Source organism: Pseudomonas sp. GW821-FHT01D09, assembly GCF_059422465.1.
Genome location: NZ_JBWKWY010000034.1, coordinates 48,420 through 60,913 on the forward strand (window position 1 = coordinate 48,420; position 12,494 = coordinate 60,913).

Here is a 12,494-nt window from a genome sequence, read left to right on the forward strand (position 1 = left end):
CGTTCCTTTTTTATGACCTTTGATCGCGTTATTGCCAAATCGCTGGTTGAATACGAAATAAATGCTAAGAAACACTATACGGACAGGCTAAAATGCGCGCCCGGCTAACCGCTGATCCCTTTTCAATGCGCCCCACAAGGTTCGCTACGTGATCGAGTTTCATAACGTCCATAAAACCTACCGGGTCGCCGGCAAGGATATCCCCGCACTGCACCCCACCAGCCTGCGTGTCGAGAACGGCCAGGTGTTTGGCCTGATCGGCCACTCCGGTGCAGGAAAAAGTACCCTGCTGCGCCTGATCAATCGCCTGGAAGAGCCTTCGGGCGGCCAGATCACGGTCGATGACGAAGACGTCACCGCCCTGGATGCCAACGGCCTGCGCCGTTTCCGGCAGCAGGTCGGGATGATCTTCCAGCACTTCAACCTGCTGGCCTCCAAGACCGTCGCCGACAACGTGGCGCTGCCACTGACCCTGGCGGGCGAACTGTCGCGCCGCGAGATCGATGCGCGCGTGGCCGAACTGCTGGACCGGGTCGGCCTGTCCGACCACGCCAAGAAGTACCCGGCGCAGTTGTCCGGCGGCCAGAAACAGCGCGTCGGCATCGCCCGCGCCCTGGCCACCAAGCCGAAAATCCTGCTGTGCGACGAAGCCACCAGTGCCCTCGACCCACAGACCACCGCCTCGGTCCTGCAATTGCTGGCCGAGATCAACCGCGAGCTGAAGCTGACCATCGTGTTGATCACCCATGAAATGGACGTGATCCGCCGTGTCTGCGACCAGGTCGCGGTGATGGATGCCGGGGTGATTGTCGAGCAGGGTCCGGTGGCCCAGGTGTTCCTGCACCCCACGCACCCGACCACCAAGCGTTTTGTGCAGGAAGCCGAGCAGGTTGATGAAGGCGAGCAGCGCGATGTATTCGCCCATGTACCAGGCCGCATCGTGCGCCTGACGTTCCAGGGCGAAGCGACCTACGCGCCCCTGCTGGGCACCGTCGCCCGCGAAACGGGTGTGGACTACAGCATCCTCGCCGGTCGCATCGACCACATCAAAGATACCCCTTACGGGCAACTGACCCTGGCCATCACCGGCGGTGACATGGAAGCGGCATTCGCGCGCTTTACCGCCGCCGATGTGCACATGGAGGTCCTGCGTTAATGGACGTGCTACTGCATTATTTCGACAACGTCGACTGGGCCGATATCTGGGTGGCCACCAACGACACCCTGCTGATGCTCGGCACTTCGTTGTTTTTCACTGTGTTGGTGGGCCTGCCATTGGGCATCCTGCTGTTTCTGTTCAGCCCACGCCAGTTGCTGGAGCAAAAAGCCACCTATGCCGCCCTGGCCTTCGTGGTCAACGCCATCCGTTCTCTGCCGTTTATCATTCTGCTGATTGTGATGATCCCGACGACCGTGTTTCTCACGGGCACTTCGCTGGGCGTGGCCGGCGCGATTCCACCGCTGGTAGTCGGCGCTTCGACGTTCTTCGCACGGCTGGTGGAAACCGCCCTGCGCGAGGTCGATCGCGGCATTATCGAGGCGACCCAGGCCATGGGCGCGACCACGCGGCAGATCATCACCAAGGCGCTGCTGCCCGAGGCCAAACCCGGCATCATTGCGGCAATCACCGTGACCGCCATTGCCCTGGTGGGCTACACCGCCATGGCGGGTGTGGTGGGTGCTGGTGGCCTGGGTGACCTGGCGATCCGTTATGGGTACCAGCGCTTCCAGGATGACGTGATGATCGTCACCGTGGTGATGTTGATTGTGCTGGTGCAGATTCTGCAAACCATCGGCGATAAGCTGGTGACCCACTATTCTCGAAAATAACGGCCATGGCCGGCCACCGCCGGCAAATGCCCGAACAAGGAGCTTGTTGGATGAAAAAACTACTGGTTGCTTTCGCCGCGGTTGCCGCGTTTTCCGCCCATGCCGCCGAGACCCTGACGGTCGCCGCCACACCGGTGCCGCACGCTGAGATCCTTGAGTTCGTGAAGCCGGCCCTGGCCGCGCAAGGCGTGGACTTGAAGGTCAAGGTGTTCACCGACTACGTGCAGCCGAACGTACAAGTGGCCGAGAAGCGCCTGGACGCCAACTTCTTCCAGCACCAGCCGTACCTGGATGAGTTCAACAAGGCCAAGGGCACCCACCTGGTGAGCGTGGCCGGCGTGCACCTGGAGCCACTGGGCGCCTACTCCAGCAAGTACAAGACCCTGGCCGAGCTGCCGAACGGCGCCAACGTGGTGATCCCCAACGACGCCACCAACGGCGGCCGTGCGTTGCTGCTGCTGGCCAACAAGGGCCTGATCAGCTTGAAGAACCCGACCGATATCCTGTCGACCATCAAGGACATCACCGGCAACGAAAAAGGCCTGAAATTCCGCGAACTGGAAGCCGCCACCCTGCCGCGCGTGCTGACCCAGGTTGACCTGGCGCTGATCAACACCAACTACGCCCTGGAAGCCAAGCTGGACCCGTCCAAGGATGCCCTGGCGATCGAAGGCAACGACTCGCCTTACGTCAACATCCTGGTAACCCGCGAGGACAACAAGGATTCGGACGCGGTGCAGAAGCTGGTCAAGGCCCTGCACACTCCAGAAGTGAAGAAGTTCATCAACGAGAAGTACAAAGGCGCGATCCTGCCGGCGTTCTGATCTGAAATACGCTCTCTGAAGCCGAGCAAAGCAAAGTGTGGGAGCTGGCTTGCCTGCGATAACGGTGGGTCAGCAACCAAGAGGCTGGCTGACCTGACGCTATCGCAGGCAAACCAGCTCCCACACTTGATCGGTGTTGTCAGCTAGTTGCGCTGCAACAACCCCGGCAACTGCGCCACCAGCTTCTGGTTATTCAACGGCGCACGGATAAACCCACGCTGGGTACCATCCGGCCCGATCAACGCCAGGTTGCCGCTGTGGTCGACGGTGTAGTTCGGCTTGCTGGTATCCGCCGGGATAAACGGAATGCTCACCGCATTCGAGACCTTCTGCACATCCTCCACATTCGCCCCGGTCAGGCCTGCAAATTGCGGATCGAAGTAGCTCAGGTACTGCTTGAGCTGCGTCGGGGTATCGCGGTGCGGGTCAACGCTGACCAGGATCACCTGCAGCTTATCCACCACGTCCTTGGGCAGCTCGCTCTTGATCTGCCGCAGTTGGGCGAGGGTGGTCGGGCAGATGTCCGGGCAGAAGGTGTAGCCAAAGAACAGCACGCTCCACTTGCCCTTCAACTCATTGACCAGCACCGGCTGGCCGTCCTGGTTGGTCATGGTCACAGGCGGCAGCTGGCGGCTTTGCGGCAGCAGGATAATCCCTGCGTCGACCAACGCCGTAGGGTCGCCCTGGCCTTTGCCAGACAGGACTTTGTTGACGGTCAGGCCCATGATCAACGCCACCAGGGCCACCAGGATAAAGACAGTTTTTTGAGTTCGAGTCATAGGTTCAACAATAAGTAGTGGTCTACGAGCAGGGCGATAAATAGCAAAAACAGGTACCAGATAGAGTACTTGAAGGTATTGATCGCCGCGTGCGGCCGACTGCCACGGTACAGCACCCAGGCCCATTGCAGAAAGCGTGCGCCCAAAACCAGCGCACAACCCAGGTACAACAGCCCGCTCATGTGGATCACATAGGGCATCAGGCTCACCGCCAGCAGCGCGAAGGTATAGAGCAGGATATGCACCTTGGTGTAGTGCTCGCCGTGGGTTACCGGCAGCATCGGGATATCGGCCTTGGCATATTCCTCCTTGCGATGGATGGCCAGGGCCCAGAAGTGTGGCGGGGTCCAGGCAAAGATAATCAGCACCAGCAGCAACGGTTCGGCACTCACATGCCCGGTGACCGCCACCCAGCCGAGCAACGGTGGCGCCGCGCCGGCCAGGCCGCCGATCACGATGTTCTGCGGCGTCGCCCGCTTGAGAAAGCCGGTGTAGATCACCGCATAGCCCAGCAGCGAGGCCAGGGTCAGCCAGGCCGCCAAGGGGTTGGTAAACGCCAGCAACAGGCCCAGCCCGGCCACTGCCAGCACCAGGGCAAATATCAGCGCGGCGGCCGGGGAAACCCGGCCTTCAGCCAGCGGCCGCTTGTGAGTGCGCGCCATCAGTGCGTCGATGCGCCGGTCCACCACATGGTTGACCGCCGCCGCGCCGCCGGCACACAGGGCAATCCCCAGGTTGCCGAAGATCAGCACCGGCCACGGCACCCCGGCGCGGGTGGCGAGAAACATGCCCACCAGCGAGGTGATCAGCATCAGCACTACCACCTTGGGCTTGGTCAGCTCCAGGTAGTCGCGCCAGATCGCCTGGCTGTGACGTGCGCCAATCAAGGTCGCCATGGCATCTCTCCTTTAAGGGTGATCAGGCCCGAGACGTGTTTGCGCGGGCTGAAGCGCCAACCGAACGGCACCTGATGACGGACCCGCACCAGGCTGGTACGGGCGTGGTAATTGACCAGCACCAGGGTCAGCAACAAGGCTGCACCGCCGGCGTTATGGGCGACCGCCACCGGCAGCGGCAAATGAAAGTACACATTGCTCAAGCCCAGGCCGATCTGCACGGCCAGGGCGGCCAGCAGCAGGCCCGCCAGGCGGGTCATGCCCACCGCCTTGAGCTGCCAGGCCAGGCCCAGCAGCGCCACAGTCACCACCAGCGCGCCCAGGCGATGGGTCAGGTGAATCGCCGTGCGTGCATCACTGTCCAGTTGCCCGCCCAGGTAGTTGGGGCCGATATGCTGGGTCAGGTGGAAGCCATTGGCAAAGTCCGCCGCCGGCCACCACTCGCCATGGCAGGTCGGCAAGTCGATACAGGCCACCGCCGCATAGTTGGAACTGACCCAGCCACCCAGGGCAATCTGCCCGATCACCAGCACCAGACCGGCCGTGGCCCAATACTGCAAGCGCCGGGGCACGATCAGCGCCGGCAAGACCCCGGACAGACGCAGGGTCAGCAGAAACAACAGGCTCAAGGTGGCAAAGCCCCCCAGCAAATGCCCGGTGACCACCTGCGGCCACAGCTTGAGGGTCACCGTCCACATGCCAAAGGCCGCCTGGGCAAACACCACCGCCAGCAGGAACAACGGCAGCTTCAAGGGTTGCCCCGGATGCCGCCGATGGGTCCAGGCGCGGGTGGCCAACAGCGCGATCAACAGCCCCAGGGCGCCCGCCGCATAACGATGGATCATCTCGTTCCAGCCCTTGTCGGCCTCCACCGGCGCGTCGGGGAAGTGCAACTCGGCATGGGCCAGTTGGGCCTCGCTTTTCGGCACGCTGATAAAGCCATAGCAACCCGGCCAGTCCGGGCAACCGAGGCCGGCATGGGTCAGGCGCGTGTAGGCGCCCAAAAGCACCACAATCAGCGCCAGCAGGGTGGCAAACAGCGCGAGGCGAAATCCAGGTTTGGCCATGACGATGCCCTTATCCGATATTCGACAGTTTCAGCAGGTGGCGCAGGTCGTTGAGCAGGTCCTTGCCCTTGACCCGGGCGTCGTAGCGCAGCACCAGGTTGCCGTGGGGGTCGACGATCCACAGTTGGGCATCGCCGGGCGCAGCAGCGTTTTGCTTGAAGGTCGGCAGGTCCAGGGGCAAGCGCTGCAATTGCGGGTATTCGGCTTTGAGCTTGGCCTCGTACTCGGCACTGACCGGCTGCGCACTGGCCAGGGCATGGCTGGCACGGGACGCATCACGCCCCAGGCCGATCTGCAGCTGGCGCGCGAGGTAGACCAACTGCCGGCAATCGGCGGCGCAGGCCGCAGGCGCGGTGACCAGCAATTGCCAGCGGTCCTCGTCGGCCTGCACGCCGATATCGGCGCGGGTCTGGCCATTACCGATCATCTCGCCATGGTCACTGCGGCTCTCAGGCACCCAGAACTGCAACTTGTACATCAGGGTCGCCAGCACCATCGGGCCGATCACCATCAGCAGGATCAGGATCAGTTGCCAGCGCCCCTTGCTGCGATTGGGCGCCGCCGGCGTGTCAGACATGTTGAGTGGATTCATGGCCGCTCCCATGGTGCTTCTCCCTTGCGTTGTGCCAGCCGAGGTAGAGGTAAAGGCCCAGCAGCGCCAGCGCCATGGCGAACCACTGCACGGCATACCCCAGGTGTTTTTCCGGCCCCATGGCCACTACCGGCCACTGGGTTTCATAGGTCGCGGGGCCCGCTTCGGCCCGCAGCTCAAAGGCAAACCCGCTACGCTCCAGCTCGGCCCACAACACCTGCGGGTGCAACACCGTCAACAGGCGCGGCCATTGCGCGGCTGCCGGGTCGGCATGCAACTGAAACGTCTCGCCCGGGGCGACATATACCCAGGCGTTGATATTCAAAGGCTGGTCGGGGGTGGTGAAGGCTGGCGGCGTGCGCCGATCCGGCCACGGTAGCCAGCCGCGATTGAGCAGCAGCCACTGGCCGCTGGCCTGGTCATGAAAGGGTTGCAACAACTCGACGCCCGCCTTGCCGTCGCGCATGCGGTTATCCAGCAGCACGCTGTGCCCGGCGTCGAACTGCCCGCGCAACTGCACCCGGCGAAAGGCCGGATCCGCCACTGTCTCCAGTTGCACAACGCTGATGGGCTGCGCCGCCCGACGCTCGGCGTAGCTCTGGAGCAGCGCCTGTTTTTCCTGGCCACGGGACACTTGCCAAAAACCCAGGAACACCATCAGCGGCAGCAACACCAGCACCACCAACGTCGGCGCAATCCCGGGGCGAAAGCGTTTCATGGCGTTACCACGAAGGTCGATGCTGCGCTGGCTATACTGAATCTCATTGCCCGCCCCTCAAAATAAGAGCCCTGGAGCCTGACCATGCTCAAAGCCGCCATTGCCCTGATGCTGATCGCTACCGTTGTGAGCCTGTTCAGTGGCTTGTTCTTCCTGGTCAAGGACGAGGGCCACTCCAATCGCCTCGTCACCGCCTTGACCGTGCGTGTGGTGCTGGCCGTGATCACCCTGGCGCTGATCACCTGGGGGTTCTTCAGCGGCCAACTGGTGTCCCACGCCCCCTGGTAAGGCGCTACAGCACGTAGACGAAGAAAAACAACCCGATCCACACCACGTCGACAAAGTGCCAATACCAACTGGCCGCCTCGAAACCGAACTGATGCTCGGCATTGAAATGCCCCTTGAGGATGCGCATCAGCATCACGAACAAAATGATCGTGCCGATGGTCACGTGGGCGCCGTGAAAGCCCGTGAGCATGAAGAATGTCGCGCCATACACCCCCGAGCCCAGGGTCAGGCCCAGCTCTTTATAGGCGTGGATATATTCCTCGGCCTGGAACCCCAGGAACGCCACCCCCAGCAACACGGTGAGCGCCAGCCAGATCTTCAGCGCGCCGCGATGGCCCTTGCGCAGGGCGTGATGGGCGATGGTGATGGTCACGCTGGAACTCACCAGCAAGATGGTGTTGACCAACGGCAGGCCCCACGGGCTGATGGTGCCTTCCGGCGCCGGGAACAGCTTGGGGTCCGGGTTGTTGAGCAGCGGCCAGGCGAACTCGAAATTGGGCCACAGCATATGGGCAATGCCCTTGGACCCTTCGCCGGCCAGCCATGGCGCCGACATGTGCCGCACATAGAACAGCGCGCCAAAGAACGCGATAAAAAACATCACCTCGGAAAAAATGAACCAGGTCATGCCCCAGCGGAACGAACGGTCCATCTGCGCGCTGTACAACCCGGCGCGGCTTTCCTTGATCACCGCGCCAAACCAGCCAAACATCATGTAGGCCAGCAGCAGGCTGCCGACGAAAAAGATCAGCGGGCCGTGGGATTCCGGGCGGGCCGCCTTGAGGTCGTTGAACCACACACCCAGGCCATACACGGTGATCAACAGCCCAAACGTGGCAATTATTGGCCACTTGCTTTGCGCTGGTACGTAGTACGTATCATGAGTCGACATGTATCCGTTCTCCTAATCGAGCCCGCAGGCACGCCTAGCCGCCGGTATGGACAGCCACGGGCGGTTGGCGCGCAGTGATATCGAACAGCGTGTACGCCAGGGTCAAATGCTTCACATCCTTGGGCATGTCGCGATCGACAATGAAGCGCACCGGCATCTCGATGCGCTCTCCCGGTTGCAGCACTTGCTGGGTAAAGCAAAAACACTCGGTCTTGTGGAAGTACATCGCCGCTTCGGCCGGGGAAATACTCGGGATCGCCTGGGCCGTCATCGGCTTGTCGGTGGGGTTGAAGGCCACGAACACCATCTCGTTGACCGCACCGGGGTTGACCACAATCTCGTCGGCCTTGGAGTGGAACTCCCAGACCATATCGATGGCATTGGTCGACAGGAACTGCACCCGTATCTGGCGCGACGGGTCGACCACCTGTGAGCCTTCGTACTGCCCGGCGGTCTTGCCATTGATGCCGAAGGCCTTGCACATCACGTCGTAGATCGGCACCAGGGCAAAACCGAAGGCGAACATCGCCAGCACCAGAATCAGCAGGCGCGTGACCAGGCGGTTGAGGGGCACGGAATCAGCCATGGCGTCCACCTGCTCTTGGCTTTTTTGTGGGCTTGCCTGCGATGAGGGCTTCAAGTGCGCGGCGGATCTTGAGGCCGCCATCGCGGGCAAGCCCGCTCCCACAGGAGGGCGGCGGTGTTTTCATGACCGGGTTCATTTGACCTCCGGCGGTGTGGTGAAGGTGTGGTACGGCGCTGGCGAAGGCACGCTCCACTCCAGCCCTTCGGCGCCATCCCACGGCTTGGCCGGCGCCGGCTTGCCGCCACGGATGCACTTGATCACGATAAACAGGAAGAAGATCTGCGTGGCGCCGAACATAAAGGCGCCAATCGACGACACCATGTTGAAGTCGGCGAACTGCAGGTTGTAGTCCGGCACCCGGCGCGGCATACCGGCCAGCCCCACAAAGTGCATGGGGAAGAACGCCATGTTCATGCCCACGAACGACAGCCAGAAATGCAGCTTGCCCAGGGTTTCGTCGTACATATGGCCGGTCCATTTCGGCAGCCAGTAGTAGGCCGAGGCGAAGATCCCGAAGATTGCGCCGGGCACCAGTACGTAATGGAAATGCGCCACTACAAAGTAGGTGTCGTGGTACTGGAAGTCCGCCGGGGCGATGGCCAGCATCAGCCCGGAAAAGCCGCCGATGGTGAACAGGATCACAAAAGCCACGGCAAACAGCATCGGCGTCTCAAAGGTCAGCGAGCCTTGCCACATGGTGCTGACCCAGTTGAACACCTTGACCCCGGTGGGCACCGCGATCAGCAGGGTGGCGTACATGAAGAACAGCTCGCCCACCAACGGAATACCCACCACGAACATATGGTGCGCCCACACGATAAACGACAGGAACGCGATGCTCGCCGTGGCGTAGACCATCGAGGTGTAGCCAAACAGCGGCTTGCGCGAGAAGGTCGGGATGATCGAGCTGACGGCACCGAAGGCCGGCAGGATCATGATGTACACCTCGGGATGGCCAAAAAACCAGAACACATGCTGGAACAACACCGGGTCACCGCCGCCGGCAGCACTGAAGAAGCTGGTGCCGAAGTGGATATCCATCAGCATCATGGTCACGCAACCGGCCAGCACCGGCATCACCGCAATCAGCAGGAAGGCGGTGATCAGCCAGGTCCAGACAAACAGCGGCATCTTCATCAGGGTCATGCCCGGGGCACGCAGGTTGAGGATGGTGGCGACCACGTTGATCGCGCCCATGATCGAGCTGATACCCATCAGGTGGATGGCGAAGATAAAGAACGTCACGCTTTCCGGGGCGTAGGTGGTGGAGAGCGGGGCATAGAAGGTCCAGCCAAAGTTCGGCCCGCCGCCCGGGCTGAACAGGGTCGAGACCAGCAGCAGGAACGCCGCCGGCAGCAGCCAGAAGCTGAAGTTGTTCATGCGCGGCAGGGCCATGTCCGGCGCACCGATCATCAGCGGGATCATCCAGTTAGCCAGGCCGACAAACGCCGGCATCACCGCGCCAAACACCATGATCAGGCCATGCATGGTGGTCATCTGGTTGAAGAACGCCGGCTCGACGATCTGCAGGCCCGGCTGGAACAGCTCGGCGCGGATCACCATGGCGAACGAGCCGCCGAGCAGGAACATGGCGAAACTGAACCACAGGTACATGGTCCCGATATCTTTGTGGTTGGTGGTCAGCACCCAGCGCATCAGGCCCTTGGCGGGGCCGTGGGCGTGGTCAGCGGCATGACCGTGGTCATCGATCACAGTGCTCATGGCCGTTCTCCTGCAAGCGGATGGGTAGGGCGATTCAGGGCATACGCAATGAAGAGGCTCATTGGCTTTGCGCCTGTTTGATGGCCAGCACGTCTTTAGGCGTGACCATGTCGCCTTTGTTGTTGCCCCAGGCGTTACGCTCGTAAGTCACCACCGCTGCAATATCGACTTCCGACAGTTGCTTGCCGAAAGCCGCCATCGCCGTGCCGGGCTTGCCGTGGTAGACGATGTTCAGGTGGTCTGCCGCCGGCCCAGTGGCGATTTTCGAGCCTTTGAGCGCCGGGAACATCGGCGGCAGGCCCTGGCCTTCGGCCTGGTGACAGGCCACGCAGGTGGTGTGGTAGACCTTGTCGCCACGGGCTACCAGCTCTTCGAGCGTCCACTCTTTGGAGGTCAGCTCCTTGAGCTTGGCAGCCTCGACCTTGCGCTCGTCGAGCCAGGTTGCGTAGTCGGCCTTGGACTTGACCTCGACCACGATGGGCATGAACCCGTGGTCCTTGCCGCACAGCTCCGCACACTGGCCACGGTAGATCCCGGGCTTGTCGACCCGGGTCCAGGCCTCGTTGACGAAGCCGGGGATGGCATCGCGCTTGACCGCAAACGCCGGCACCCACCAGGAGTGGATCACGTCGGCGGCGGTCACCAAAAAGCGCACCTTGGCGCCCACCGGCAGCACCAGCGGCTGGTCGACTTCCAGCAGGTAGTGTTCGCCCTTGGTAGCCTGGTTATGAATCTGCTCGGCGGGGGTGGCCAGGTTGCTGAAGAACTCGACGTCCTGGCCCAGGTATTTGTAGTGCCACTTCCACTGATAGCCGGTGACCTGGATATCGATATCCGACTCACTGCTGTCGTAGATGTTGATCAGGGTCTTGGTCGCCGGAACAGCCATGGCGACGAGGATCAGCAAGGGCACTACGGTCCAGAGAATCTCCACCGTCGTACTTTCGTGGAACTTGGCCGCCACCTGGCCCGTGGAGCGGCGATGCATAATCATCGACCAGAACATGGCGCCAAACACGATGATGCCGATCACCACACAGATCCAGAAAATGGTCATGTGCAGGTCGAACACGGCGTGACTGACTTCAGTGGCCCCTGGTGCCATATTCACCGTCCAGGCGGCTTGCGCCTGGCTGAATACTGACCACAAGAGTAAGCCCATCCAAACATGTGGATGTCGCGTCATTGCGGGTTCCCCTTATCGTTCTTGTTATCCCGCCGGTTTGCACCTGCGGCCAAGGGGGCGGCTTCCAAACTGCTTACATCCGCCAAGCCTTGCCTGCCTAAATGCAGTTGGGCGTCATCAGCTAATTGCGTACAAACCCGAGTATAGACAGCGACTGCGACCCCGCAATGTATGAGGGCAAATCAGTAAAAAGAGACGAACGGCGCTGGATGACCCGCAGATTTAGGGCCTATCCGACGAACGATGGCTATTCGATATAACCACGGCGCATAACCATGAAATAATTATGACAAATGCATCTTAGGGGCTCGTATAAACGAGCTACCTTATGCAATCCCCTTTCCTACGCCCGTATTCCTGGAGCTTTCATGAACACCGCCGCATTGCGCGAGCAGATTTCCCGTGCCCATCAACACGAAGCGTCCACTGGCCAATTGGCCAAACAACTGGACGCACAGTTACCGCACCTGCACTCGGCCATTTCCCTGGCCGAGGGTGACCGTAATGCCGTAATGACGCGCTTCGTCACTGCCTACATCGATCAGGTCCCGGACCTGCTGGATGCCGCCAACGACGTGGCCCGGGAAGCCGGGATCGAAAGCCAGATCAAGCCCGTACTGAAAATCGCCGAGCATTTCTTTCTCCAGCCACCGGCCATCCTGGCCGCCCATGAAGGCCTCAACGGCCTGCTGGACGAGGCCTACCTGGCCCATCGGCTGGTGGAAGAAGTAAACGATTTGTATATCAAGCATTTCGGCCAGCCGTTGATTCCGGCGGACACCACCGTTGCCAACGTGATTGCTCACCAGTTGATCGGCGAAGCATTCGCCAATCAGTTGGACGAAGCCGTGCACCTGGCGGTGGATGAAATGCTCAATGAAGAAAGCTTCGCCCTGGAGTCCGTCGAGGCCTATCGCGACCAGCTCAAGAGCCCGGCAACGGAAGCCGCGTGGAAGCGCTGGCCGTGCCTGTCGCGCCAATTGGGCGTGGAGTTGGAGCTGGATCAGCCGGCCTGAGTTTTCCTGCCAGGCATAGAACAAATGTGGGAGCCGGGCTTGCCCGCGATGCAGGCACCGTGGTGTATCAGTTACACCGCGGTGATGCTATCGCGGGC

General features: G+C 61.4%; 13 protein-coding genes and 1 pseudogene. 5 read left to right on the forward strand and 9 right to left on the reverse strand.

Annotated elements, in window-relative coordinates:
• The first annotated feature begins 148 nt into the window (after positions 1-148).
• Genes AC07W7_RS23020 through AC07W7_RS23030 form a run of 3 tightly spaced genes read left to right on the forward strand, consistent with a single transcriptional unit; the run spans position 149 to position 2,654 of the window.
• Positions 149-1,156 (forward strand): methionine ABC transporter ATP-binding protein, encoded by a 1,008-nt coding sequence (locus tag AC07W7_RS23020; RefSeq protein ID WP_076963363.1) that lies wholly within the window; start codon positions 149-151, stop codon positions 1,154-1,156.
• Positions 1,156-1,830 carry a methionine ABC transporter permease gene (locus tag AC07W7_RS23025; protein WP_099169555.1) on the forward strand — a complete coding sequence of 225 codons (675 nt, stop codon included), beginning with the start codon at positions 1,156-1,158 and terminating at the stop codon, positions 1,828-1,830. Before AC07W7_RS23020 ends, AC07W7_RS23025 begins: the two co-directional genes overlap by 1 nt.
• Before the next feature lie 50 nt (positions 1,831-1,880).
• Positions 1,881-2,654, forward strand: a complete 774-nt coding sequence (locus tag AC07W7_RS23030) for a MetQ/NlpA family ABC transporter substrate-binding protein (RefSeq protein WP_076963361.1) — start codon at positions 1,881-1,883, stop codon at positions 2,652-2,654.
• Positions 2,655-2,797: 143 nt separating this feature from the next.
• On the opposite strand, the gene AC07W7_RS23035 is transcribed toward AC07W7_RS23030, so the two are convergent.
• From AC07W7_RS23035 to AC07W7_RS23055, 5 genes and pseudogenes are all read right to left on the reverse strand, one after another.
• Positions 2,798-3,433 (reverse strand): SCO family protein, encoded by a 636-nt coding sequence (locus AC07W7_RS23035; protein WP_076963360.1) that lies wholly within the window; start codon positions 3,431-3,433, stop codon positions 2,798-2,800.
• Entirely contained in the window at positions 3,430-4,329 is a 900-nt protein-coding gene (cyoE, locus tag AC07W7_RS23040) for a heme o synthase (protein WP_495040185.1), read from the reverse strand. Before cyoE ends, AC07W7_RS23035 begins: the two co-directional genes overlap by 4 nt.
• 12 nt (positions 4,330-4,341) lie before the next feature.
• Positions 4,342-5,396, reverse strand: a pseudogene (locus tag AC07W7_RS23045) (COX15/CtaA family protein).
• A gap of 10 nt (positions 5,397-5,406) precedes the next feature.
• Positions 5,407-6,000, reverse strand: a complete 594-nt coding sequence (locus AC07W7_RS23050) for a PA_0111/PP_0108 family redox-active disulfide protein (protein ID WP_495040186.1) — start codon at positions 5,998-6,000, stop codon at positions 5,407-5,409.
• Entirely contained in the window at positions 5,966-6,706 is a 741-nt protein-coding gene (locus AC07W7_RS23055; protein ID WP_495040187.1) for an SURF1 family protein, read from the reverse strand. Before AC07W7_RS23055 ends, AC07W7_RS23050 begins: the two co-directional genes overlap by 35 nt.
• An 84-nt stretch (positions 6,707-6,790) precedes the next feature.
• Here AC07W7_RS23055 and AC07W7_RS23060 point away from each other — a divergent pair, with 84 nt between their 5' ends.
• The gene (locus AC07W7_RS23060) at positions 6,791-6,994 is read left to right on the forward strand and encodes a twin transmembrane helix small protein (protein ID WP_017528731.1); all 204 of its coding nucleotides are present in this window, start codon (positions 6,791-6,793) and stop codon (positions 6,992-6,994) included.
• A gap of 4 nt (positions 6,995-6,998) precedes the next feature.
• Here the strand turns inward: AC07W7_RS23060 and AC07W7_RS23065 are convergent, their stop codons facing one another.
• The 4 genes from AC07W7_RS23065 to coxB form a co-directional block, all read right to left on the reverse strand.
• Positions 6,999-7,886 carry a cytochrome c oxidase subunit 3 gene (locus AC07W7_RS23065; RefSeq protein WP_029290317.1) on the reverse strand — a complete coding sequence of 296 codons (888 nt, stop codon included), beginning with the start codon at positions 7,884-7,886 and terminating at the stop codon, positions 6,999-7,001.
• A 34-nt stretch (positions 7,887-7,920) separates the two neighbouring features.
• Positions 7,921-8,472, reverse strand: coding sequence for a cytochrome c oxidase assembly protein (locus tag AC07W7_RS23070; protein WP_099169560.1), 552 nt, complete (start codon positions 8,470-8,472; stop codon positions 7,921-7,923).
• A gap of 132 nt (positions 8,473-8,604) precedes the next feature.
• Entirely contained in the window at positions 8,605-10,194 is a 1,590-nt protein-coding gene (gene ctaD / locus AC07W7_RS23075; RefSeq protein ID WP_076963355.1) for a cytochrome c oxidase subunit I, read from the reverse strand.
• A 58-nt stretch (positions 10,195-10,252) separates the two neighbouring features.
• Entirely contained in the window at positions 10,253-11,380 is a 1,128-nt protein-coding gene (coxB, locus tag AC07W7_RS23080) for a cytochrome c oxidase subunit II (protein WP_076963354.1), read from the reverse strand.
• 368 nt (positions 11,381-11,748) lie between these two features.
• Between coxB and AC07W7_RS23085 the strand changes: the two genes are divergently transcribed.
• Positions 11,749-12,396, forward strand: coding sequence for a hypothetical protein (locus tag AC07W7_RS23085; protein WP_076963353.1), 648 nt, complete (start codon positions 11,749-11,751; stop codon positions 12,394-12,396).
• The last annotated feature ends 98 nt before the right edge of the window (positions 12,397-12,494 follow it).

Excerpts from the sequence above, each read along its gene's own strand:
- AC07W7_RS23025 (WP_099169555.1), top strand. The coding sequence starts at position 1,156 with ATGGACGTGCTACTGCATTATTTCGACAACGTCGACTGGGCCGATATC.
- AC07W7_RS23030 (WP_076963361.1), top strand. The coding sequence starts at position 1,881 with ATGAAAAAACTACTGGTTGCTTTCGCCGCGGTTGCCGCGTTTTCCGCC.
- AC07W7_RS23035 (WP_076963360.1), bottom strand. The coding sequence starts at position 3,433 with ATGACTCGAACTCAAAAAACTGTCTTTATCCTGGTGGCCCTGGTGGCG.
- cyoE (WP_495040185.1), bottom strand. The coding sequence starts at position 4,329 with ATGGCGACCTTGATTGGCGCACGTCACAGCCAGGCGATCTGGCGCGAC.
- AC07W7_RS23050 (WP_495040186.1), bottom strand. The coding sequence starts at position 6,000 with ATGGGAGCGGCCATGAATCCACTCAACATGTCTGACACGCCGGCGGCG.
- AC07W7_RS23055 (WP_495040187.1), bottom strand. The coding sequence starts at position 6,706 with ATGAAACGCTTTCGCCCCGGGATTGCGCCGACGTTGGTGGTGCTGGTG.
- AC07W7_RS23060 (WP_017528731.1), top strand. The coding sequence starts at position 6,791 with ATGCTCAAAGCCGCCATTGCCCTGATGCTGATCGCTACCGTTGTGAGC.
- AC07W7_RS23065 (WP_029290317.1), bottom strand. The coding sequence starts at position 7,886 with ATGTCGACTCATGATACGTACTACGTACCAGCGCAAAGCAAGTGGCCA.
- AC07W7_RS23070 (WP_099169560.1), bottom strand. The coding sequence starts at position 8,472 with ATGGCTGATTCCGTGCCCCTCAACCGCCTGGTCACGCGCCTGCTGATT.
- ctaD (WP_076963355.1), bottom strand. The coding sequence starts at position 10,194 with ATGAGCACTGTGATCGATGACCACGGTCATGCCGCTGACCACGCCCAC.
- coxB (WP_076963354.1), bottom strand. The coding sequence starts at position 11,380 with ATGACGCGACATCCACATGTTTGGATGGGCTTACTCTTGTGGTCAGTA.
- AC07W7_RS23085 (WP_076963353.1), top strand. The coding sequence starts at position 11,749 with ATGAACACCGCCGCATTGCGCGAGCAGATTTCCCGTGCCCATCAACAC.